The organism is Streptomyces sp. NPDC016309, assembly GCF_043077235.1.
Classification (GTDB): Bacteria; Actinomycetota; Actinomycetes; order Streptomycetales; family Streptomycetaceae; genus Streptomyces.
Genome location: NZ_JBIBSG010000014.1, coordinates 51,435 through 71,409 on the forward strand (window position 1 = coordinate 51,435; position 19,975 = coordinate 71,409).

General features: G+C 72.9%; 26 protein-coding genes. 12 read left to right on the forward strand and 14 right to left on the reverse strand.

The annotated features are described in order from the left end of the window. The first annotated feature begins 51 nt into the window (after positions 1 to 51). The gene (locus ACF068_RS28465) at positions 52 to 504 is read left to right on the forward strand and encodes a PRC-barrel domain-containing protein (protein ID WP_392277157.1); all 453 of its coding nucleotides are present in this window, start codon (positions 52 to 54) and stop codon (positions 502 to 504) included. Between the two features lie 359 nt (positions 505 to 863). Here the strand turns inward: ACF068_RS28465 and ACF068_RS28470 are convergent, their stop codons facing one another. After that, the gene (locus tag ACF068_RS28470; protein WP_392277158.1) at positions 864 to 1,172 is read right to left on the reverse strand and encodes a hypothetical protein; all 309 of its coding nucleotides are present in this window, start codon (positions 1,170 to 1,172) and stop codon (positions 864 to 866) included. 95 nt (positions 1,173 to 1,267) lie between these two features. On the opposite strand from ACF068_RS28470, the gene ACF068_RS28475 reads away from it, so the two are divergent. Continuing rightward, on the forward strand, positions 1,268 to 2,143 hold the full coding sequence (locus tag ACF068_RS28475) for a PhzF family phenazine biosynthesis isomerase (protein ID WP_392277159.1): 876 nt from the start codon (positions 1,268 to 1,270) through the stop codon (positions 2,141 to 2,143). A gap of 632 nt (positions 2,144 to 2,775) precedes the next feature. Here the strand turns inward: ACF068_RS28475 and ACF068_RS28480 are convergent. The 4 genes from ACF068_RS28480 to ACF068_RS28495 all read right to left on the reverse strand — a co-directional run bounded on the left by ACF068_RS28480 (position 2,776) and on the right by ACF068_RS28495 (position 6,517). Continuing rightward, positions 2,776 to 2,979 (reverse strand): cold-shock protein, encoded by a 204-nt coding sequence (locus tag ACF068_RS28480; protein ID WP_392277160.1) that lies wholly within the window; start codon positions 2,977 to 2,979, stop codon positions 2,776 to 2,778. Between the two features lie 518 nt (positions 2,980 to 3,497). Next, positions 3,498 to 4,748: an MFS transporter gene (locus ACF068_RS28485; protein ID WP_392277161.1), complete on the reverse strand. Its 1,251-nt coding sequence runs from the start codon at positions 4,746 to 4,748 to the stop codon at positions 3,498 to 3,500. A gap of 5 nt (positions 4,749 to 4,753) precedes the next feature. Continuing rightward, a complete protein-coding gene (locus ACF068_RS28490) occupies positions 4,754 to 6,121 on the reverse strand; it encodes an NAD(P)-binding domain-containing protein (protein ID WP_392277162.1) in 1,368 nt (455 codons plus the stop codon). Between the two features lie 183 nt (positions 6,122 to 6,304). Beyond that, the gene (locus ACF068_RS28495) at positions 6,305 to 6,517 is read right to left on the reverse strand and encodes a hypothetical protein (RefSeq protein WP_392277163.1); all 213 of its coding nucleotides are present in this window, start codon (positions 6,515 to 6,517) and stop codon (positions 6,305 to 6,307) included. A gap of 46 nt (positions 6,518 to 6,563) precedes the next feature. Here ACF068_RS28495 and ACF068_RS28500 point away from each other — a divergent pair, with 46 nt between their 5' ends. Beyond that, entirely contained in the window at positions 6,564 to 6,929 is a 366-nt protein-coding gene (locus ACF068_RS28500) for an ArsR/SmtB family transcription factor (protein ID WP_392277164.1), read from the forward strand. Beyond that, positions 6,926 to 7,420: a GNAT family N-acetyltransferase gene (locus ACF068_RS28505; protein WP_392277165.1), complete on the forward strand. Its 495-nt coding sequence runs from the start codon at positions 6,926 to 6,928 to the stop codon at positions 7,418 to 7,420. The genes ACF068_RS28500 and ACF068_RS28505 overlap by 4 nt, the downstream gene beginning before the upstream one ends. 81 nt (positions 7,421 to 7,501) lie before the next feature. Here the strand turns inward: ACF068_RS28505 and ACF068_RS28510 are convergent, their stop codons facing one another. From ACF068_RS28510 to ACF068_RS28520, 3 genes are read right to left on the reverse strand one after another with little or no spacing between them, the layout of a single operon-like run. Further along, entirely contained in the window at positions 7,502 to 8,560 is a 1,059-nt protein-coding gene (locus tag ACF068_RS28510; protein ID WP_392277166.1) for an ArsO family NAD(P)H-dependent flavin-containing monooxygenase, read from the reverse strand. Next, positions 8,557 to 9,351, reverse strand: coding sequence for an aquaporin (locus ACF068_RS28515; protein WP_392277167.1), 795 nt, complete (start codon positions 9,349 to 9,351; stop codon positions 8,557 to 8,559). The genes ACF068_RS28510 and ACF068_RS28515 overlap by 4 nt, the downstream gene beginning before the upstream one ends. A 37-nt stretch (positions 9,352 to 9,388) precedes the next feature. Continuing rightward, positions 9,389 to 9,703, reverse strand: a complete 315-nt coding sequence (locus tag ACF068_RS28520; RefSeq protein WP_392277168.1) for an ArsR/SmtB family transcription factor — start codon at positions 9,701 to 9,703, stop codon at positions 9,389 to 9,391. Between the two features lie 225 nt (positions 9,704 to 9,928). On the opposite strand from ACF068_RS28520, the gene ACF068_RS28525 reads away from it, so the two are divergent. Continuing rightward, complete coding sequence (locus ACF068_RS28525; RefSeq protein WP_392277169.1) at positions 9,929 to 10,348, forward strand: arsenate reductase ArsC; 420 nt, start codon at positions 9,929 to 9,931, stop codon at positions 10,346 to 10,348. 235 nt (positions 10,349 to 10,583) lie between these two features. Here ACF068_RS28525 and ACF068_RS28530 read toward each other — a convergent pair whose 3' ends face one another. Further along, positions 10,584 to 11,447 (reverse strand): alpha/beta fold hydrolase, encoded by an 864-nt coding sequence (locus ACF068_RS28530; RefSeq protein WP_392277170.1) that lies wholly within the window; start codon positions 11,445 to 11,447, stop codon positions 10,584 to 10,586. Between the two features lie 384 nt (positions 11,448 to 11,831). Between ACF068_RS28530 and ACF068_RS28535 the strand changes: the two genes are divergently transcribed. Next, a complete protein-coding gene (locus tag ACF068_RS28535; RefSeq protein WP_392277171.1) occupies positions 11,832 to 12,326 on the forward strand; it encodes a hypothetical protein in 495 nt (164 codons plus the stop codon). Positions 12,327 to 12,483: 157 nt separating this feature from the next. Here the strand turns inward: ACF068_RS28535 and ACF068_RS28540 are convergent, their stop codons facing one another. Beyond that, positions 12,484 to 12,669, reverse strand: a complete 186-nt coding sequence (locus ACF068_RS28540) for a DUF1737 domain-containing protein (protein ID WP_392277172.1) — start codon at positions 12,667 to 12,669, stop codon at positions 12,484 to 12,486. Between the two features lie 31 nt (positions 12,670 to 12,700). Further along, on the reverse strand, positions 12,701 to 13,891 hold the full coding sequence (locus ACF068_RS28545; protein ID WP_392277173.1) for an FAD-dependent monooxygenase: 1,191 nt from the start codon (positions 13,889 to 13,891) through the stop codon (positions 12,701 to 12,703). 107 nt (positions 13,892 to 13,998) lie between these two features. Between ACF068_RS28545 and ACF068_RS28550 the strand changes: the two genes are divergently transcribed. From ACF068_RS28550 to ACF068_RS28565, 4 genes are all read left to right on the forward strand, one after another. Next, complete coding sequence (locus ACF068_RS28550) at positions 13,999 to 14,715, forward strand: TetR/AcrR family transcriptional regulator (protein WP_392277174.1); 717 nt, start codon at positions 13,999 to 14,001, stop codon at positions 14,713 to 14,715. A gap of 208 nt (positions 14,716 to 14,923) precedes the next feature. After that, positions 14,924 to 15,433, forward strand: a complete 510-nt coding sequence (locus ACF068_RS28555) for a DinB family protein (protein ID WP_392277175.1) — start codon at positions 14,924 to 14,926, stop codon at positions 15,431 to 15,433. Between the two features lie 96 nt (positions 15,434 to 15,529). Continuing rightward, complete coding sequence (locus ACF068_RS28560) at positions 15,530 to 15,724, forward strand: hypothetical protein (protein ID WP_392277176.1); 195 nt, start codon at positions 15,530 to 15,532, stop codon at positions 15,722 to 15,724. Between the two features lie 215 nt (positions 15,725 to 15,939). Then, on the forward strand, positions 15,940 to 16,116 hold the full coding sequence (locus ACF068_RS28565; RefSeq protein ID WP_392277177.1) for a hypothetical protein: 177 nt from the start codon (positions 15,940 to 15,942) through the stop codon (positions 16,114 to 16,116). A 74-nt stretch (positions 16,117 to 16,190) separates the two neighbouring features. Here the strand turns inward: ACF068_RS28565 and ACF068_RS28570 are convergent, their stop codons facing one another. Together ACF068_RS28570 and ACF068_RS28575 are read right to left on the reverse strand one after the other, a co-directional pair. Next, entirely contained in the window at positions 16,191 to 16,607 is a 417-nt protein-coding gene (locus ACF068_RS28570; RefSeq protein WP_392277178.1) for a CBS domain-containing protein, read from the reverse strand. Between the two features lie 296 nt (positions 16,608 to 16,903). Then, on the reverse strand, positions 16,904 to 17,344 hold the full coding sequence (locus ACF068_RS28575) for an ATP-binding protein (RefSeq protein WP_392277179.1): 441 nt from the start codon (positions 17,342 to 17,344) through the stop codon (positions 16,904 to 16,906). A 210-nt stretch (positions 17,345 to 17,554) separates the two neighbouring features. On the opposite strand from ACF068_RS28575, the gene ACF068_RS28580 reads away from it, so the two are divergent. Beyond that, on the forward strand, positions 17,555 to 17,920 hold the full coding sequence (locus tag ACF068_RS28580) for an STAS domain-containing protein (protein WP_392277180.1): 366 nt from the start codon (positions 17,555 to 17,557) through the stop codon (positions 17,918 to 17,920). A gap of 28 nt (positions 17,921 to 17,948) precedes the next feature. Here the strand turns inward: ACF068_RS28580 and ACF068_RS28585 are convergent, their stop codons facing one another. Continuing rightward, on the reverse strand, positions 17,949 to 18,935 hold the full coding sequence (locus ACF068_RS28585) for an aldo/keto reductase (RefSeq protein ID WP_392277181.1): 987 nt from the start codon (positions 18,933 to 18,935) through the stop codon (positions 17,949 to 17,951). Positions 18,936 to 19,065: 130 nt separating this feature from the next. On the opposite strand from ACF068_RS28585, the gene ACF068_RS28590 reads away from it, so the two are divergent. Beyond that, positions 19,066 to 19,962 carry a hypothetical protein gene (locus tag ACF068_RS28590; protein WP_392277182.1) on the forward strand — a complete coding sequence of 299 codons (897 nt, stop codon included), beginning with the start codon at positions 19,066 to 19,068 and terminating at the stop codon, positions 19,960 to 19,962. Positions 19,963 to 19,975 lie beyond the last annotated feature (13 nt).

Consider the following 19,975-nt stretch of genomic DNA (forward strand, 5'->3'; position numbering starts at 1 on the left):
GTGGGCAAGAAGGGCGGGGACAGGTCGCGACAGGGCAGTTATGGAGCAACGGTGATTCCCCAGGAGCAGCTCACGAGCCTCACGCGGCGGCCGGTCCACTCGGCGGACGGCGACAAGATCGGGGATGTGGTCCGCGTCCTGCTGGACGACACCACGGGCCGGGCCGAATGGGCGCTCGTACGCGGTGACTCGTCGGGCCCCGGCGAGGTCTTCGTCCCCCTGCGTGACGCCGTCCTCGCGGGTGACCACGTCGAGGTCCCGTTCCCGGCGGCTGTCGTGGCGGCCGCCGCGCGGGTGGACGTACCGGGGCGGGAGGTGCTGTCGGTGGCGGACGAGAGCAGGCTCTTCGCCTGTTACGGCGTCCGGGACGTCCGTGAGCGGGTGAACGCGGAACGGGGCAGCGGGTGGTCGGAGATGGACCGGGCCGCCGGCATCCGGGCCGGCACGGAGGGCCAGGAGGAGGCGCGGACACGACTGCGCGTCCTGGGGGACGACGGGGCCTGAGACGGGCCGTCGCCACCGACGTGCGTTCTTCGAGGAGCCGGGGCCGGCCGGGCCCCGGCTCCCGCGCGTGGGCGGCGCTCCGCACCCGTGTTCGCGCCCTCCTGCGGGACGATGCCCGCTCCGCCACGGGACGGAGACGGTCCGTCGCGGCGGACGACGCACGTCGGCCGGAGCCGCGGCCAGCATGGCCTCATGACGACGAAGACGACCTCCCTCCCCGCCACCGTGGCACCCGCGCCGTTGTGGGCGCGGCGCGCCGCGCACGCGATCGCGTGGTGCGCGGTCCCCTCCGGTCTGTGGCGCGTCGCCATGGCGGCCGGTGTCCCCGTGGGTTACAGCGAGCAGGTGCTGCGCGACGTCTACGGCATCCCCGGGTGGGGGGTCCTGTACGTCGTCGGTCTGTCGGTCCTCGCCGAGTCGGCCGCCCTGTTCCCGCTGCTGCTGGTCAGCGCCCGGTGGCGGCCGCTGCGGCCCCGGACCCTCGCCGCGCTCGCCCGGACCGCCTCGGCCGTCCTGGTCCTGGGGGCGCTGTGGCAACTGGTGGTCGCGTTCACCGTGGAGAGCCGGTCGTACCTGTCGGGCGGTACGGCCCAGGCGGTCTGGGGCGCGACCTTCGCCCCGTTGTTGGCCGTCCCGGTGCTGATGGTGGTGGTGACCTGGTCGTACACGAAGCGGCACCGGGTCGCGGGCGTGCTCGGCCGTACCCCGGCCGGACGGTCCGCACCCCGGAATAGCCGCCGTCGCGCCGCGCGTTGCCACGGGCATGACGATCGATACGCCGCGGCCCGCGGTCCTGCGCTACACGGCCTTCTCCAGCTCCCCCGACGGCGGCAACCCGGCAGGTGTCGTCCTGGACGCCGGCGCCCTGGACGACGGCGAGATGCTGGCCATCGCCGCCGATCTCGGGTATTCGGAGTCCGCGTTCCTGACCGCGCCCCCCGAGGGCCTGGGCGGGCAGGAGGGGCGGGCGTACACCATCCGGTACTTCAGCCCCAAGGCCGAGGTGGCGTTCTGTGGGCACGCCACGGTCGCGACCGCCGTCGCGCTGGCCGAACGGATCGGCCCGGGGGAGCTGGTGTTCGCGACGCGCGCCGGCACGGTGCCGGTGGAGGTGACCGATGAGGGCGGCACGGTAACGGCCACGCTCACCAGCGTCGAGCCGTCCGTCGAGGAGATCTCCGGCGCCGACCTCGCGGAGGCACTGGCCGCGCTCGACTGGCCGGCTGCCGACCTCGACCCGGCCTTCCCGCCCCGCATCGCGTTCGCGGGCGCCCGCCACCTGGTCCTGGCTGCGGCGACCCGTGCCCGCCTCGCGGACCTCGCGTACGACTTCGCCCGCCTGGAGGCCCTGATGCACCGTCTGGACCTCACGACCGTGCAACTGGTGTGGCGGGAATCGGCCACCGTCTTCCATGTACGTGCCCCCTTCCCCGTCGGCGGTGTCGTCGAGGACCCGGCGACCGGAGCGGCGGCAGCCGCGTTCGGCGCGTACGCCCGCGAGCTCGGCCTCGTCCCCGAGGACGCCGTGCTCACCCTGCACCAGGGCGAAGACCTGGGCCGCCCCGGCGAACTCACGGTGACCCTGCGCCCGGGCGACCCCCGCGTCCGCGTCGCCGGCGCGGGCGCCCGCATCGGCTGACCACCCGCCCTGTCAGGGCGGCGTAGATGCGTACGAGCGGCTTGGCGTTGCCACGGTCGGTCAGGGTGCCGGGCAGCAGACCGTGCGCGATGGCGGGCCCCTGAGTTAGGCAGCCTTTCCGGCTGCCTGGGCAGGCAGCGGTGCAGGCAGGGTCTTGGCGATGATCTGTGCGGCCATGGCCTGGAGGACGAAGTCGAACAGGGCTTTATCGCCGCTGACGGGCGTGCTCAGGGGGCCGGGAGCCGGCGCGCATACCGCCGGCGGACGGCGGCCGCTGGGTACATCGACTCCCTGGCCAAGGGTTCACGACGCGAGGGCCAGGCCATGTACCTCGTTCCGGACGGAAGGTTGTACTACCGCGAGGTCGAGGGAAGTCAGGACCACACACGACCCTGGAGCGGCCAGCAGATGGACAGGCTCAACCTAGTCCTCGACGCCTGGCTGGCGGATGCGCGTGACGGAGGGGACAGCAACCGACGCGCCCTTCGCTGATGCCGACACGTGTGCCATGCCTGCGCCGATGGACCCATCACGGTCGGGCCGCGAGCCGGACCGACGGACCGATCCGGGAGGATTCCCGGCCTTCGGAGCGCAAAAGCTCCGAGGGCCGGGAGTCCACCTTGCGTCGAGGGTCAGGCGGGGGTGATGTTCTCCGCCTGCGGCCCCTTCTGACCTTGGGTCACGTCGAAGGTGACGGCCTGGCCTTCGGTGAGCTCACGGTAGCCATTGGCGTTGATGTTGGAGTAATGCGCGAAGACGTCCGGTCCGCCGCCGTCCTGCTGAATGAAACCGAAGCCCTTTTCGGAGTTGAACCACTTCACGGTTCCGCTGGCCATGTCGGTGCCTTCCCAGTCGAGGTCGGGCCCGTACCGCACGGACCCGGAGGTGATCGCCCTGGTCCTCAGGCACTGCACAGCAAAAAGCCCACGCCGTCGCGTGGGCAGGTACTGCGAACCACGACATCTGCCAGCGACGTTACACCGCGAGAAGGCGCATCACCAGAGAGCAACTCCCCACGGCCCAGGTCGTATGCCCGCAGTTTAAACGAGTTGGCCGAATACGCGGCGGGTCCGGCTGGAGGGGGCACCCGTGGCCCCGCCATGGCAGCCGCGCCGAGGGCCGGGCGGATACGAGACCCGTCTCGGCCGCCGCCTCGAGCCGGACCGGGTACGCCGAAAACAGCGCCGACGTCGCCATGACCTGCGGGCCACCGGCATCTTCCTCGGCAACCTTCCCCAGGGCCTCACCCACCTCGCCCTGATCAGCGCCGCCTGCGCGATCGGGGAGGCGGCCCGACCCTCATGCTCAACTACGGCCGTGGCACACCCACCGTCACGCTCGCAGCACATCTCGCCTACGGCACCATCGTCGGAGGGTTCCTCGCATGGCCCGACTGAGGGAGCGTGCGTGCTCCGAGGGCGGTGACGGCGGCTGCGGCCGAGAGGACGGCGAGCAGTGCGAACACGGAGGAGTGGCCGCCGAGGGGTCCGGCCAGGAGGGCGCCGGCGAAGGGGGCGAGGGCTGCCGCGGCGTGTGCGGGTGCGCCGAGGAGTGCGGAGAGCCGGCCGTAGTGGGTGGTTCCCCAGCGGTCGGTGACGGAGGTGGCCTGCAAGAGGGTGAGGTTGCCTCGGACCACCCCGGCGATGACGGACACGGTGGCGAGAAGGGGGTAGGGGCCGGCCGCGGTGGCGAGGGCGGCGGTGGTCAGTCCGCCGAGTCCGATGAGGGTGACGGTGCGGGTGGTCACGCCGAAGCGCCGGGAGAGGGCCGCGTAGAGGGTGCGGCCGAGGGTTTGGCCCGCGCCGCCGAGACCGAGGGCCCATGCGGCCTGGGTGGTGGTGTACCCGCGTTCGAGCAGGAGGGGTACGAGGCCGATGACGACCGCGTACATCGCGAACGAGGACAGGGTGAACGCAGCGGCCAGCATCCAGAACGCCCTGCTGCGCGCGACTGCTCCACTGCCCCCTGTGACGTGCGGCGGGCTCGGAGGGGCTGGAGGCCAGGGTGCCTTCAGGGCCAGGGCGTGAGTCGGAACGGTCAGGACGGCGAGGATGCCCGCGAGCACGACATAGGTGGCGCGCCAGGACAGGTGGGCGGCGAGGGCCGCGGTCAGGGGTGCGAAGACGGTGGAGGCGAGACCGCCCGCGAGGGTGACGATGGTCAGGGCGCGGATGTGGTCGGGTGCCCACCAGCGGGTGAGGGCTGCGAAGGCGGGCTGGTAGAAGGTGGCGGCCATCGCTGTGCCGGCGAGCAGCCATCCGGCGAGGAAGACCGCCGGGTTGGGGGCGGCGGCCACGAGCAGCAGGCTCAGGGTGCCAAGGACGGATCCGATCGTCATGGCGATGCGGGGTCCACGGCGGTCCAGGATGCGGCCGACGTGGATTCCGGCGAGGGCGGAGACGACGAGGGCGGCGGAGAATGCGACGGTGGTCGTGCCGGTGCCCCAGCCGGTGTCGGCGGTGATGGACGGGTTCAGGACGGGGAAGGCGTAGTAGAGGATGCCCCAGCCGGTGATCTGGGTGAGGCAGAGGGCGGGCAGGACGGCGCGGGGCCGCGACCGGTCCCCTGCGCCGGTCGCAGCCCCGCTGCCGTGAGGTTCGGTCACTTCGGTCAGCAGCCGCCGGAAGCGGGCGCGCCAGCGATGGTCAGGGTGGCGGGGGCCGCGCAGCAGCCGCCGCCGCTTTCCTCGGCGGCCTGGGGCTGGTCGAAGAGTCCGGCGCCGCCGCACACTCCGGTCTCGGGCAGGATGAGCTCGACGCGCTCGGCGGCTTCCTGGTCGCCGGCGAGGTGGGCGGCGATCGAGCGGACCTGCTCGTAGCCGGTCATGGCGAGAAAGGTCGGGGCGCGGCCGTAGGACTTCATTCCGACGAGGTAGACGTCCTTCTCCGGGTGGGAGAGCTCGTTCACTCCGTGGGGGTAGACGGTGCCGCAGGAGTGCTGGTTGGGGTCGATCAGCGGAGCGAGCTCGACGGGGGCCTGGAGGCGCTCGTCCAGACCCAGTCGCAGCTCGTTGACGAACGAGAGGTCGGGGCGCAGGCCGGTGAGGACGATGACCTCGTCGAGCGGGTCCAGGCGTCGGCCGTCCTCGGCGACCAGGACGAGACGGCCGTCGGTGTCGCGTTCGACGGCGTCGGTGCGGAAGCCGGTGACGGCGTCGGCGTACCCCTCGTCGACCGCGGCCTTGGCGGCGAGGCCGAGGGCGCCGCGGGCGGGGAGCTGGTCGGCGCTGCCGCCGCCGAAGGTGGAGCCGGAGATGCCGCGGCGCAGGATCCAGGTGGCGTGCGTGCCGATGCCGTCTTCGGCCTTGGCGAGGTCGGCGAGGTAGGCGAGGGCGGTGAAGGCGGAGGCGCCGGAGCCGATGACGGCGGTGCGCTTTCCGGCGTACCGGGCGCGGACGGCCGGGTCCTCGAGGTCGGGGATGCGGTAGGAGATCCGGTCGGAGGCAGCCTGCTCACCGAGGGCCGGGAGGCCGTCGCCGCCGATCGGGCCGGGGGTGGACCAGGTGCCGGAGGCATCGATGACGGCGCGGGCCAGGATCCGCTCTTCGCTGCCGTCGGCATTGACGACGCGGACGGTGAAGGGCTGGGTCTCGCGGTCGGCGTCGACGACGCGGTCGCGGCCGGCGCGGGAAACGCCGGTGACGGTGGCGCCGTAGCGGACGTTGTCGCCGAGGACATCGGCGAGGGGCTGGAGGTAGAGCTCGGCCCAGTCGCCGCCGGAGGGGTAGGTCGCGCCGTCGGGCGCGGTCCAGCCGGTGGGGGCGAGGAGTTTCTCGGCCGCCGGGTCGACCACTTCGGACCAGGTGGAGAAGAGGCGGACGTGGGCCCAGTCCCGGGTGGCGGTGCCCGCGCGGGGGCCGGCTTCGAGGACCAGCGGGGTCAGGCCGCGGGCGGTGAGGTGGGCGGCGGCGGCCAGGCCGACGGGTCCGGCGCCGATGACCACGGTGGGCAGGTCGGCGGTGGTGGCAGACGCGTTCACGGCGGGCTCCTCTTTTGTTTCGACATCCGTCGATGGCTTGTGGTGCCAGCATGGCACCTGCTTCGATGTGCGTCAACATAGACATTCATCAAATAGAGGGGTTGTTGTGGAGCACGTCGACGTCGCGGTCATCGGAGCGGGCCGGTCGGGCCCGGGATCCCGCACCGTTCGCCGGGCAACGCGTCATGGTGGTGAGCGCCCGGCCGACCCGTCCTCGACGACGGTCGCTAGCGTCGGCCGCTCCACCGCGGCGGGCGAACCCAGCGCCACCCCGGCCTGCACTTCGTCGGGCTGGAGTGGCAGGGCAGCCTGTCCTCGAATTCGCTGCGCGGCGTGGGCCGGGACGCGGAACGGGCGGCCCGACAGCCGGCGGCGCACCTGCGGTATCGCTGACATCGCCGCACCCTCGACCCCCTGCTTCGACATGTGTCAACATAGACCTATGTCGAACGTGAAGGTTCTGCCTCTGCTGGAGTCCGAGACCGTCGCACCGTGCTGCCCACCCCTGACGGAGCGCCCGTTGACGGCCGAGGAAGCCGAGCGGACCGCCCTCATGTTCAAGGCCCTCGGCGACCCGGTGCGCCTGCGGCTCTTCTCCGCCGTCGCCTCCCACGAGGGCGGAGAGGCGTGCGTGTGCGACATCTCCGACGTCGGCGTCTCCCAGCCCACCGTCTCCCACCACCTGAAGAAGCTGCGCGAGGCGGGGCTGCTGTCCTCCGAGCGGCGCGGCACCTGGGTCTACTACCGGGTCGAGCCCGCGGTGCTCGCCGCCATGGGACAGATCCTGACCCGCGCGGCCGCCGTATGAGCATCACCATCGCGCCGCTGGCCGAAGCACACGCGGATCAGGTCCTGGGGATCTACCAGGCCGGGATCGACGAGGGCAATGCCACCTTCGAGACCAGCGCCCCCACCTGGCAGGTGTTCGAGGCGGGCAAGCTGCCCGAGCACCGCTTCGCCGCCGTCGACGACGACGGCAAGGTACTGGGCTGGGTCGCGGCGAGCGCGGTCTCGGACCGGTGTGCGTATGCGGGCGTGGTCGAGCACTCCGTCTACGTCCACCCCGCCGCCCGTGGGCAAGGGGTCGCCATGCAACTCCTCACGGCACTGATCGGCTCGACGGAGGCCGCGGGAATCTGGACCATCCAGTCCGGCATCTTCCCCGAGAACCGCGCGAGCCTCGCCCTCCATCAGCGGGCCGGCTTCCGGGTCATCGGCACCCGCGAGCGCATCGGCCGCCACCACGGCGTGTGGCGAGATGTCGTACTCCTGGAACGCCGCAGCCCCGCCATCGACTGACGAGGCCCCAGCGGCTCGGATTCATGGTCTGCCTCGCGGGCATGGCCGTGATCATGTACGCGCCGCCACTGAGTACGGCCCTCATGGCGTGAGCAGCGAGGCGATCTCGCGGGCGGCGTCGCGGGCGGGACGGCCGACACCGATGAGGGTGGCGGAGGCGGGGCCGGTCCAGTCGCCGTAGCCGAGCAAGTGCAGGCGCGGTTCGTCGACGGACCGGGTTCCGGCGGTGGCGATGTGGCCGCGCGTGCCGCGCAGGCGCATGGAGGTGAAGGGGGCGAGGGCGGGGCGGAAGCCGGTGCACCAGATGACCGCGTCCGCGTCCGCGGTAGTGCCGTCGGCCCATTGCACCCCGGTTTCGGTGAGGCGACTGAACATCGGCTTCGCGTGCAGGAGACCGGCGTCCCGGGCCGCGCGGACCGGAGGCACGGCGACGATGTCGCCGAGGGAGGCCACGCCGCCCGTGTCGGTGCGGCCGGCGTCCAGCGCCTGGCGGCGGGCCGTCGCGGCGTCGAAGAGCGCCCGGCCGTCGATGTCGTCCGCGAGGTAGCGGGGCGGGCGCTGGGTGACCCAGGTCGACTCCGCCGTCCCCGCGAGGTCGGCCGCGATCTGGGCGCCCGAGTTGCCGCCGCCGACCACGATCACCCGCTGCCCGGCGAACTCGGCGGGACTGCGGTACTGCACGGTGTGCAGCTGGCGACCGGTGTACTCGCGTCGGCCGGCCACGGCGGGCAGGAAGGGACGGGTCCAGGTACCGGTGGCGCTGATGACCGCCCGGGCCCGCCAAGGGCCACGATCGGTCTCCACCCGCAGAAAGGGGCCGTCGCGGTGGACGGCGTCGACCGACACGCCCCGCTGGACCGGCAGTTCGTAGCGCTTCTCGTAGTCGGCCAGGTAGTCGACGACGTGGGCGGCGTCCGGATAGAGCTCGCCCGGTTGGGACGGCATGAGCCGCCCGGGCAGGGACGAATACTGGGCCGGGGAGAAGAGGCGCAGGGAGTCCCAGGTGTGCTGCCACGCCCCGCCGGGCGCCGTCCGGGCGTCGAGGATGACCTGCTCGATGCCCAGGCGGCGCAAGTGGTAACCGGCGGCGAGCCCGGACTGGCCGCCGCCGATCACCACCACGTCCGTGCGCTGCGTCATGTCGAGGGCGTTCCGTTGTCCGTCTTGCCGCGCATGAAGATGACCGCCACCAGGGCCAGGCCCGCTGCGACGCCGATGAGCTGCATGGCGATGAAGCCGGGCACAGAGGCCGGGGCGATGCCCGCGAAGGTGTCGGTGAAGGCGCGGCCGATGGTGACGGCCGGGTTGGCGAAGGAGGTGGAGGAGGTGAACCAGTAGGCGGCGCCGATGTACGAGGCGACGGCGACGGGCGCGAAGCGGAGCCTGTCGGTGCGGGCCAGGCCGAAGATCAGCAGGATCAGCCCGGCCGTCGCCACGACCTCGCCGAGGAGGAGGTTCCCGGCGGAGCGGTCCTGGGTCGACCACTTGACCAGCGGCTCACCGAACATCGCGTCCGCCACGATCGCGCCCGCGATCGCACCGACGATCTGCGACGGCACGTACAGGGCCAGCTCGCGGACGGTGACGCCGGCGCCGCCACGGCGGGCGGTCCACCACTCGGCCAGGGTGACGGCCGGGTTGAAGTGCGCTCCGGAGACCGGCCCGAGGAGCGTGATGAGGACGCCGAGCCCGAAGACCGTGGCGGTGGAGTTGGCCAGCAGCTGCAACGCCACGTCGTCGGTGAGGTCGGCGGCCTGGATGCCGGAGCCGACCACCACCGCGACGAGAGCGGCCGTACCGACCAGCTCGGCGGCCGCGCGGGCGACCAGCGGGGCTCTGGGCGGGGTGGCGCCGGGCGCCGGGCGCGGAGCGTCGGCGGATATGGCGGACTCCGCGGCGGGGGCGGTGTCGGCGGGCACGGTGGCGGTCAAGGCAGGTTCTCCTCGGGCAGGTGAGGCAGGATGCGGGTTAGGGGCAGGCCCGCTTGAGGTTCGCTTCCGCGGTGGCCCGCGCGGTCCGAGCGAGGTCGGCGAACTGACCGGCGAGGGCTTCGACGACCTCCGGGCACAGGCGGTAGTAGATGTACCGGCCGCATGGCTCCGTCTCCACGACCCCCGCTTCCCGCAGCACCCTCATGTGGTTGGAGAGGTTCGTCTGCTTCGCGCCCGTCTCCTCCACCAGGTGGGTGGTGCAGAGCGTCTCGCGGGCGAGCAGGGTCACGATCCGGAGCCTGAGGGGGTCGGCCAGAACCCGCATCAGATCAGTGTCGACTGACGTCATCATGGGCTGATACTGTCACATCAGTCGAGGCTGACACCAGCCTGCACTGACCTGTGCGGTTCCTTGAACGGGATCGCCATGCCCACGCCCTCCTCGCCCAAGGAGCGGGCGAGCGCGTCACCGTCTCCTCCGCGGGCGCCCGCCCCGCAGACGAGGTGGCGGCCGCAGCTCGCTCCCCAGCAGCCCCACGCATCCCCACCGCAGTCGCCTCACCTCAAGGAAGAACAGATGTCCTCCGCTCCTGCCGCCTCCGTCCTGTTCGTCTGCATCCACAACGCGGGCCGCTCCCAGATGGCGGCCGGGTTCCTGCGCCACCTCGCCGGCGACCGCGTCGAGGTCCGCTCCGCCGGCTCGATGCCCGGCGAGCAGATCAACCCCTCCGCAGTCGCCGCCATGGCCGAGCTGGGCATCGACATCTCCGACCAGAAGCCGAAGGTCCTCACCCCCGAGGCCGCCCAGGCGTCGGACTACATCATCACCATGGGCTGCGGCGACGCCTGCCCCTACTTCCCCGGCAAGACCTACCTCGACTGGCAGCTCGAGGACCCGGCCGGCCAGGGCGTCGAAGCCGTCCGCCCCATCCGCGACGAGATCGAGAACCTTGTCGAGGGCCTGATCGCCGAGATCGACGCCAAGCCGAAGGCCTGAGGCACCTGACGTACCTTTCGCCGGCCGGTCGCGTGCCCCTGGCACGCCGAAGGCCGCACCCGGGGGCGGCCGACGGTGGCGGCCAACGCTCCCGCAGTGCCGGCGGTGCCCCCGCCGGCCGCGCTGCCGACATGGCGATTGAGGCACGTGTTACCGAAGGTGGCATTGCCGAGTCCCGACAGCGCGCGGCCGCGGCGGCAGGGCGTGATGCTCCTTGCGGCGGGGGGGCCGGCGCCTACCGGCCCTGGAGGAAGTCGACGAGGGCGGAGGCGAGGGCCTCGGGTGCCTCTTCGGCGACGTGGTGGCCGGAATCGATGCCGTGTCCGCGTACGTCGGGAGCCCAGCGGCGCCAGATGGTGACGGGGTCGCCGTACAACTGCTCCAGGTCGTCCCGGAGCGACCAGAGGACCAGCGTCGGACAGGTGATGCGCCGGCCGGCTTCGCGGTCGGCCTCCTCGTGGCGGCGGTCGACGGTGAGGCCGGCACGGTAGTCCTCCAGCATCGCCCGCACCACGTCCGGGTCGCGGACGGCCCGGCGCCATTCGTCGTGGTTCTCCGGCCCCATGACGTCGGGGTCGCCGTGGTACCAGCCGTCCGGGTCGGCGGTGATGACGCGTTCGGGAACGTCCGGCTGGGCGAAGAAGAACCAGTGCCACCACTGGGTGGCGAACTCGACGGTGATCCGCGACAGATGCTCCGTCAGCGGCAGGCAGTCCACGAAGGCCGCCCGCGGGACGGCCTCGGGGTGGTCGAGCGTGAGGCGCAGCGCCACGCTGCCGCCCCGGTCGTGCCCGGCGACGGCGAACCGTTCGTGTCCGAGGTGGCGCATCACGGCCACCACGTCCCCGGCGACCGCGCGCTTGGAGTATCCGGCGTGGTCGGCCGTGAATCGTGGTCCTCGGGAGCGGCCGTAACCCCGCAGGTCCGGGCAGACGACGGTGTGCCCGGCCGCGACGAGGCGGGGCGCGACCCGGTGCCACGTCGCCGACGTACGGGGATGGCCGTGCAGGAGCACCACCGGTGGCCCCTCCCCGCCGAAGCGGACGAAGACGGACGCCTCTCCGACGTCGATCCTCGTCTCCTCGAAGCCCTCGAACACCGCGGCCTCCCTCGGGCTCGTCCCCGCGCACCGGCTCCGGCCGGCCGGCGGAGCCGGTTCTCCCTGTTCCCCGGTCGGCGACGGTCATGCGTACCGCCGCCCCGGGAAGCGGGCGGAGGGCCGGGGGCCAGGCCGCCACCGGCCGCGCGGAGGGCGGGCGGTCAACCACGGCGGTACCGCGGAAGTTGCAGGAACCGACCGCCTACGGCCCGGGGTTGCGCACGAGGTCAACCCGGTGCCGGATGCCGCCGGGGCCGGGCGTCCGTAGTTTCTTGACCAGCACCACGGCGCCCGGCCGACCACCGCGGCGCCACACGGACCACGGGTCGACACGGGGTACCCAACGGGGGGCCCGGCCAGTGGTCCAGGAAGGAAGAAGACACCATGCACGCACGCAAGAGCCTCGCTCTCGCGACGGCCACGGTGGCCCTGGGCTCCGGCCTCGCGCTGGCGGCACCCGCCGCCCAGGCGGAACCGGCGCACCAGCCGGTCCTCGCCGAGCGGGCCGTCGCCGCGGCCGCCCCGGCCAACGCCGCCAACGCCGCCAACGCCGCCGCGGCCAAGGCGAGCTGGCACCTGATCTGGGGACCGAAGAGCCACGCGCCCACCAAGTACTGGGCCACGCCCGACTTCGTTCCGCGCAGCAGCACGCTCGGGGTGAACGCGCGCTGCTGGAACGGCGGCGACGGCACCAAGTACAAGATCGACATCGTCCGCACCCGCGACAAGAAGGTCGTCAAGAAGGGGGGCTGGGGGTACTGCTCCGGCAACTGGATGACCGTCAAGACCGCCGCGGCGAACGGCACCGCGTACTACATGCGCATCTACCTGAAGGGCCGGGCGCACACCGTCGAGGCCAAGGCCTACTACTACCGCTAGCGGCGGCCATGCGGCTCCGGCCGTAGGCGCCCGGGCTCGCGAGCGACCGCATGAAAGCGGCGGCCCGGCACCCTCCTCGGGGTGCCGGGCCGCCCGCCGTACGCGACACGGCGGAGCAGCGGCCCGAGGGCAGCACCGGCGGCTCCTCCGGGTATCCCTAGGGACGGGCCGGCCAGATCACGGCCTGCGCGACGATGACGCTCTCACCGTTGAAGGTGACGGCGGGGCTTCCGTGCAACTCGTAGCCGAGACCGAGCGCTTCGCTCACGCGCCGGCAGAAGTCGGCGTCGTCGGGGCCCGTCAGCACGCGGTAGAGGGGGAGTCCGTCCGGGGGTGTGGTCATGGCGGGCAGGATCGCACACGCGCTCGTCCCGTCACGCGCCGACCCGGCCGAGCTCGGTCTCGTAGTCGGGCAGGGCGATGGTGCTGACCTTCTGACCCTCTTTGAGCATCCGGTCCATGACGAAGCGCCGGCGCAGCAGGCCGTTGCGGATGCGGAGACCGCGCGTGGTCGCTGGGGCGAGGAACGCGCCGGTGCGGTCGCCGCCCTTCTGGCAGCGCCGGGCGTGGCGGCGGAGCCGGTTCTCGTAGCGGGCGAAGGCCGTACGGTGGTCGCCGCGGGACAGGGCCAGTTCACCGGCCAGCACATAGGCGGCCACCACTCCGGTCCCGGTGCCCATGCCTCCGATGGTGGCACCGCAGGCGGCGTCTCCGACGAGGCCGATCCGTCCGGTGGACCAGGTCGGCACGTCCACCCGGCTGATCGAGTCGAAGTACAGGTCCGGGGCGTCCCGGAGGGAGTCGAGCAGCCGGGGCACCTCCCAGCCGAGGCCGGTGAAGGCATCGGCGACCAGGGCCTTCTGCTGCGCCACGTCCTGGCGGTCGTAGGTGAGCCGAGGCGCGGCGAAGACGAAGAAGGCGCCGGCCTTCGCCGGGTCCCGGTGGTCGCCCCCGACGGCGGCGAGCCGGCCGGGGGCGTTGTACCCGACCGAACCCGGGGCGGCGCCGAGGTGGTTGGGCAGCCGCCAGGTGGCGGCGTAGTGGCCGAGGTGGCGGACGAACCCTTCCTCCGGGCCGAACGCGAGCCGGCGCACGGTGGAGTGCAGTCCGTCCGCGCCGATCACGAGGTCGAACGCGCGCGGCGCGCCGTGCCGGAACGTGACCTCCACTCCCCCGCCGGTCTCGGTGAGTCCGGTGACCGAGTCGCCGAACACGTACTCGGCGTACGGGAGGCTGTGCCGGTGGAGCAGACGGGCCAGGTCGCCGCGGAGCACCTCCACGTCTCCCCCGGCGAACTCGGCCGGCAGGCGCAGCAGTTCGCGCCCGCGTTCGTCGACGAACGTCATCGGGCTGCCGCCGGTCTCGATGCGGCGCAGCTCGGCGAGCAGTCCCATGCGCGCCAGCACGGTCAGGTGGGTCTCTCCGCGGAAGTCGACGGCCTGGCCGCCGTCGCGCAGGACCGGCGCCAGTTCGACCACCGTGGGCTCGAAGCCGAAGCGACCGAGCCAGTACGCGAGCGCCGGGCCGGCCACCCCGGCACCGGAGATGAGCACGCTCTTCGCCATCAGGAACCACTCCCCCGTAAAACTGTGTCCGTCGGACACTGATGATGGATGTGTACGGTAGACGCAGTTTTTGGAGCGCGCAAGACCGGACAGAGGAGCGGCGACAGGTGAGCGACGAGCGGAGCGAGGCCGTACGACTGCTCTGGGGCCCGCCCACCAAGCCCTCACGCGGCCCCCGGCCGGCTCTCGACCTGGACCGCATCGCGCGGGCCGGCATCGAGGTCGCCGACGCCGAAGGGCTGGCCGCGGTGTCCATGCAGCGGGTGGCCGGGCTGCTCGGCGTCACCAAGATGGCCCTCTACCGCTACATGCCCGGCAAGGCCGAGCTGGTCGCGGTCATGGTGGAGACGGCGATCGACGAGCCCCCGCCAGGCAAGGGACCGCGTCAGGAGTGGCGGGACCGCCTGGGTGACTGGGCCCGTCACCTGGCCACCGTCTTCCACCGCCACCCCTGGCTGCTCGACGCCACCGTGGGCCCCAGGGTCATGGGCCCACGGGAGCTGGGCTGGATGGAGCAGGCCCTCGCCGCCCTGGACGGCACCGGCCTCACCGGCGCCGAGCGCATGGACGCCGTCGTCCTGCTCGCCGGGCATGTGCGCGGCATCGCGCTACAGGCCCGCGCCACGGGCCCGGCGGGCAGCCCCGAAGCCCGATTCGCCGCCACACTCGGGCAACTGATGCGCACCCACGGCGAGCGCTACCCCGCTCTGACCGCCGCCCTCGCCTCGGCCGCCCGATCCGGCGGCCAGGACCAGGCGCTGGAGTTCGGCCTGCACCGCATCCTGGACGGCCTGGGCCTCCTCATCACCGAGAGGTCGGACTGACACCGCTGCCCGCGGCCGCGAGCACCCCCGCCCCGAAGCCTCCCGGGCTCGTACGATCGAGGGCCCCCGGCCCGGCCGGACACGCCGGCGCTCCGCTCACGGTGGCCGCAACGACCCGTGGCCGAATGTCACTTGGCCGGTCCCCGTGGGAGGCGGGCATTCCGGTGCCGGGTGCCGGGGTGGGGGGTGGGCGGCTTATCGTGGCGGCATGGTTGTGCATCCGTCGGCGGAACCCGCCGTCTTCCACGCGGCTCTCCGCGATCAGTTCGAGGCGTTCCTCGATGAGCACCGGCTCGCGCTGCACGACAGCCTGGACGGGCTGACCGAGGAACAGGCGCGCCGGTCGCTGGTGGCGTCGAAGACCACGCTGTTGGGGCTGGTCAAGCACGCCACGGTCGTCGAGAAGGTGTGGTTCGACGAGGCCGTCACCTGCCGGTCCCGCGCCGAGATCGGCATCCCCGAGACACCCGACGAGTCCTTCGACCTCGACGAGAGTGACACGATCGCCTCGATCCAGCGGGCCTACCGGGAGGCGTGCGAGGCATCGCGGCGGAGGACGGAGGGGCTGACGCTGGACGACCTTGTGCGGGGCAACCGGCGGGGTCCGCTGCCGCTGCGGTGGGTGTACCTCCACACGCTGCGTGAGCTCGCCCAGCACTGCGGTCATGCCGACATCCTCCGCGAGCAGGTGCTCGGGGGTCCGTCGCACGGCGGCTGAGCGGCGGTCATACCGGCGGTATCGGCAAGGTGGCGATCGTGCGTCGGGACGGGGCCGTGGCATCGCCCGGGGCCCCGTCGTCGTGTTGCGGCAGGCATGAGTCCTCTCAGCCACGTGGTACTGGACGGCGCCTACCGGCTCGACGCCGACGGCCGGCCCTGCTCGCACTGCGCCGGCCCGCTGTCCTCCGGCGGGTTCCGCGACAGGGCCGCGGAGCCGCCCCCCTCCGGCGGCCGGGAGACCGGCGGGGTGGCGGTGGGGCCGGCCGCACCAGTGCCGGGCCGCCCATGACGGCCGTCCGGGCCGAGGGAGGAGGCCGGAGCTTTCCGGCCATCGATGCCGCGCCGCCGCATGCCTCACGCGTTCCGGGGAACCAGAACCTCGACCCGAGCTCGGCCGACCCATCCCCCGACCGTCGCCGAGCACCACCCGGCCCCGTCGCTCCCCGAGCGGCGGGGCCGTACGGCGTGCCGGGAACGGCGTACGGCGTACGGCACGGAGTGGTGATGCGGTCCGCCGAGACGGAGGTGGCGGACTTCGCCGTGGACTGTCCGGAGGGGGCCGTGGGCGTCCGGTCCGTGACCATGGACCCCGGTGTCGTACGTCCCGGGTCGTTCACCGTGGGCGTCGACGCTTCCGGCGACACCGCGCGCTGGGCGCCGACGGTCACTCAGCCGGAGTAGTCGCCGTCCGAGCGGGCGGCCCCGGCTCCGGGGCGGCGGGCAACGCCCTCGCCGCCCCGTACCGGGCGCGCGGCTCAGTCGGAGGACAGGGCCTGGAGGAGGTCGCCGACCTTGGGGTCGGGCAGGGCCCGGGCGACGTCGGCCTGGGCGACGATGCCGACCAGGCGGTGGCCGTCGATCACGGGCAGGCGGCGGACCTTGTGTTCGGTCATCGTCCGCAGGATCTCCTCGGCGTCGTCGTCGGCCCCGATGGTCACCGCCTCGCCCTGGGCGAGCTCGCCCGCCTTGACGGTGCCGGGGTCCTTGCCCACGCCGAGGACCTTCACCACGATGTCCCGGTCGGTCAGCATGCCCTTGAGCTTGTCGTCCGTGCCGCAGATCGGCAGGGCGCCGACCCCGAGCCGGACCATCTTCTTCGCGGCGTCCAGCACCGTCTCCTCGGCGCCGACGCATTCGGCGCCTTCGGTCATGATTTCGCGAGCGGTGGTCATCCGGCATCCTCCCTGGTGCAGTGGTGGTCCGTCGTGTTACCGGTGTTGCCCGGCGGGCCGGTCGACGCGACCCGGGCGCAAGACAGGTGCCCTCTGCGCATCGCTTGTAACACCATCGACCGGTCATCCACTCGCCGGCGGGAGCGCGCCGGGGTAGGTGGCGGACACCGGCCGTCCACCGGCACGGACCGGTACGGTCACGCGCCCGGGAGGGGCGGACACCGGCCGGCCGGCCGGTCCGGGCGGGGGCGGCCGGTCACCCGGAAGGGGCGGACATCGGCCGTCCGCCGGGCCGGTTACTGGGGGCCGCGTCCGGAGAGGGCGCCCCCGGGGTCGTCGGGCAGGGCGATCCGGGCGGTGATGCGCTTGCCGACCGGATCGCGCTGGACCTCGAAGCCCTGAGCGATGGCCATGACGATCTCCAGGCCGTGCTGCCCGACCCGGCCCGGGTCGGCGGCGCGGGCCACCGGCAGGACCGGATCGCTGTCCCAGACGACGACCTCCACCAGGTCCCCCGCGATCCGCAGCTCCATCAGCACCGGGCCTGGCGCGTACTTGCGGGCATTGGTGACCAGCTCGCTGACGACCAACTGGGTCAGGTCCATGGCACGGGCCGACACCGGCAGCCCGTGCTCGGCCTGCACGCGGGTGAGGAAGGCCACCGCACGGTGGCGTGCCTCAGCGATGCACGAGCCGTCCCCTTCCAACGCGACGACGTCCCGGAGGATATCGGGCATCACGCCTTCACCGTCCGCGGCTGACTCCACTGGGTCCACAACCGTTCCCCCATTCACGCCGCGCTCCTACCCGCGAAGGCGGCCCCCATACATACGCCACCACGTTCCGGGGTAGGCACCCGCAGTGGGTGCATGCCTTACCTCGTCGTGGCAGGCTATCGGTGCACGTCATGACCCGAGTCCGGACCAGCGAACACGGTTGAGGAATCTGTGACACACACCCCCGAAGCAGCCCAGCCCGGTCGGCTGTCGATCGACGCCGGTGATATCGACGGTGTCCGGGTCGTGGCCGTGCACGGCGAGATCGACCACACCGTCCGTGACACCCTCACCCATGAGCTGATCCGGTTCGAGCCCGCGGCGAGGCCCCGGACGGTCATCGACCTCAGTGACGTGTCGTTCATGGATTCGAGCGGCATCAACGTCCTGATCGCCGCCCACCGGGCCGCCACGAAGGCCGAGGGCTGGCTGCGCCTCGTCGGCCCGCAGGGTCCGGTGCTCCGTGTCATGGAGCTGGTCGGCATCAACACCGTCATCCCCTGCTACCCGAGTACGCGCCACGCCCTGGACGCCTGACCAGCCGGCCAGGCCAGGCGCCTGGGGGTCAGGCGTCGACGAAGGCGAGGCCGGCCGCGTCGTAACGGGGGCCCGCGATCCGGCCCGGCGGGACGGCGGCCTCGATGGCGGCGATGTCCTCGGGGGTGAGCTCGACGGTCAGTGCCGCCAGGTTCTCCTCCAGGTAGCGCTGCCGTCGCGTACCGGGGATCGGCACGACGTCGTCCCCCTGGTGCTGCAACCAGGCCAGGGCGAGCCGGCCGGCGCTGACCCCCTTGGCGGCGGCGAGCCCGTCCAGCCTGGCGATGACGGCGGCGTTCCGTTCGATGTTGCCGTCGGCGAAGCGCGGCTGGGTGCGTCGTACGTCGGTCTCGTCCAGTCCCGCGACCGAGGTGTACCGGCCGGTCAGGAAGCCTCGGCCGAGCGGGGAGAACGGAACCAGCCCGATGCCCAGTTCGCGGCAGGTCGGGACGGTCTCCGCCTCCAGATCGCGGGTCCACAGCGACCATTCGCTCTGGAGCGCGGCGATAGGGTGCACCGCGTGCGCCCGCCGGATTGTGCCCGGGCCGGCCTCGGACAGCCCGAGGTGGCGGACCTTACCCTCCCGTACCAGCTCGGCCATGGCTCCGACGGTCTCCTCGATCGGTACCCGTGGGTCGACCCGGTGCTGGTAGTAGAGGTCGATGTGGTCGACCCCGAGCCGGCGCAGGGACGCCTCGCACGCCTGCCGTACATAGGCGGCGTCGCCCCGGATGCGGGTGGGCTCGCCGAGGCGGTTGGCGAAGCCGAACTTGGTGGCGAGCACCACGTCGTCGCGGCGTCCGGCGACGGCCCGGCCGATCAGTTCCTCGTTGTGGCCGGCGCCGTAGAAGTCGGCGGTGTCGAGCAGGGTCACCCCGAGTTCGAGGGCGCGGCGCAGGGTCGCGATCGACTGCTCGTCGTCCGTGGCGCCGTAGCCGTGGCTCATGCCCATGCACCCCAGGCCCTGGGCGGAGACCTCCAGAGCGCCGAGGCGCCGGGTGGGGACGTCGGTCATGCTGCTGCCTCCTGTGTCGGTGTCCTGAACGGTGCTCAGGACGCTAGGTGTTGAAGCGCACTCCATGTCAACGCCGCCGGTCCGGCACCCGGACCGGGGTGGCGACCGCGGGCGGGTGCACACTGGCCGTATGACGCGGACGACCAGGACGAGGACGACCAGCGCGACCAGGGCGACGACGGCCACCTGGGCGACCAGGGCGACCAGGGCGACCAGGGAGCCGTCGGCGGGGAACGGGCTCGTCCTCGCCGTGCCGGGAGGCGGGCCCGTACCGCCGCCGTTGCGCTTCGAGCGCCCGTCCGCGGACCGGCTGACGCTCCGTCAAGGGGCGCGTGCGTTGTTCGACGGCCGGCTGGAGGGGGAAGGGTGCTGCCGCCATCTGCGGCTGCGCCGGCTGCCCGGTCATCGTTCACCGCTGCCGCCGCTGCGCGCCGAGGAGTCGCGGTCCCGTACCGACTGGACGCACCGGTACGCGCGGTGGCTGGAGGAATCGGCGTACGGGCCGCTCACCGACGGGCGCTGGGGGCTGACTCGCCGCGGCGTCTTCCCGCCGGGCGTCTGGACCTCGGACCTGGTCCGGGACTGGCCGCACGCCACGCTCGAACTGTTCTGCGGGGGCGGCTGGCACGGCGTCCTGCCGTTGCGGCCGCTGTCCGCTCCCGACGCACCTCGTGTGAAGGCGTACCGCAAGCACGTCCGCGAGGGCACCCTCGCACCCGTCCTGCTGTGGTGGGTGTCGTTCCTCGACGGCTGGGTGGTCCTCGACGGCCACGACCGGGCCGCCGCGGCACTGGCGGAGGGTGCGGAGCCGGAGGGCGTGGAACTGGCGCGGCTGCCGGACGACGCGGAGTGGCGGCGGGAGGACGCGGAGTTGGCCGTGGCGTACGAGGAACGGTGGGCCGCCCAGGCCGCCCGCCACCCGGACGAGCGGCAGCGCGCGGCCCTGGAGCGAGGCCACGCCGACGCGGTGGCCGCCCTGCCGTACGAGGCGGCCGCCACGCCGGTGTTCGACGCCGCCCGGGACTGACGGCCACACTCCA

Coding starts and splice junctions, on each gene's coding strand:
- ACF068_RS28505 (WP_392277165.1), top strand. CDS start 6,926: ATGAGCATCACCATCGCGCCGCTGGCCGAAGCACACGCGGATCAGGTC.
- ACF068_RS28585 (WP_392277181.1), bottom strand. CDS start 18,935: ATGACCGACGTCCCCACCCGGCGCCTCGGCGCTCTGGAGGTCTCCGCC.
- ACF068_RS28575 (WP_392277179.1), bottom strand. CDS start 17,344: ATGCCCGATATCCTCCGGGACGTCGTCGCGTTGGAAGGGGACGGCTCG.
- ACF068_RS28500 (WP_392277164.1), top strand. CDS start 6,564: ATGTCGAACGTGAAGGTTCTGCCTCTGCTGGAGTCCGAGACCGTCGCA.
- ACF068_RS28510 (WP_392277166.1), bottom strand. CDS start 8,560: ATGACGCAGCGCACGGACGTGGTGGTGATCGGCGGCGGCCAGTCCGGG.
- ACF068_RS28480 (WP_392277160.1), bottom strand. CDS start 2,979: ATGGCCAGCGGAACCGTGAAGTGGTTCAACTCCGAAAAGGGCTTCGGT.
- ACF068_RS28570 (WP_392277178.1), bottom strand. CDS start 16,607: ATGACCACCGCTCGCGAAATCATGACCGAAGGCGCCGAATGCGTCGGC.
- ACF068_RS28520 (WP_392277168.1), bottom strand. CDS start 9,703: ATGATGACGTCAGTCGACACTGATCTGATGCGGGTTCTGGCCGACCCC.
- ACF068_RS28525 (WP_392277169.1), top strand. CDS start 9,929: ATGTCCTCCGCTCCTGCCGCCTCCGTCCTGTTCGTCTGCATCCACAAC.
- ACF068_RS28590 (WP_392277182.1), top strand. CDS start 19,066: ATGACGCGGACGACCAGGACGAGGACGACCAGCGCGACCAGGGCGACG.
- ACF068_RS28535 (WP_392277171.1), top strand. CDS start 11,832: ATGCACGCACGCAAGAGCCTCGCTCTCGCGACGGCCACGGTGGCCCTG.
- ACF068_RS28540 (WP_392277172.1), bottom strand. CDS start 12,669: ATGACCACACCCCCGGACGGACTCCCCCTCTACCGCGTGCTGACGGGC.
- ACF068_RS28495 (WP_392277163.1), bottom strand. CDS start 6,517: ATGTCAGCGATACCGCAGGTGCGCCGCCGGCTGTCGGGCCGCCCGTTC.
- ACF068_RS28555 (WP_392277175.1), top strand. CDS start 14,924: ATGGTTGTGCATCCGTCGGCGGAACCCGCCGTCTTCCACGCGGCTCTC.
- ACF068_RS28545 (WP_392277173.1), bottom strand. CDS start 13,891: ATGGCGAAGAGCGTGCTCATCTCCGGTGCCGGGGTGGCCGGCCCGGCG.
- ACF068_RS28475 (WP_392277159.1), top strand. CDS start 1,268: ATGACGATCGATACGCCGCGGCCCGCGGTCCTGCGCTACACGGCCTTC.
- ACF068_RS28565 (WP_392277177.1), top strand. CDS start 15,940: ATGCGGTCCGCCGAGACGGAGGTGGCGGACTTCGCCGTGGACTGTCCG.
- ACF068_RS28560 (WP_392277176.1), top strand. CDS start 15,530: ATGAGTCCTCTCAGCCACGTGGTACTGGACGGCGCCTACCGGCTCGAC.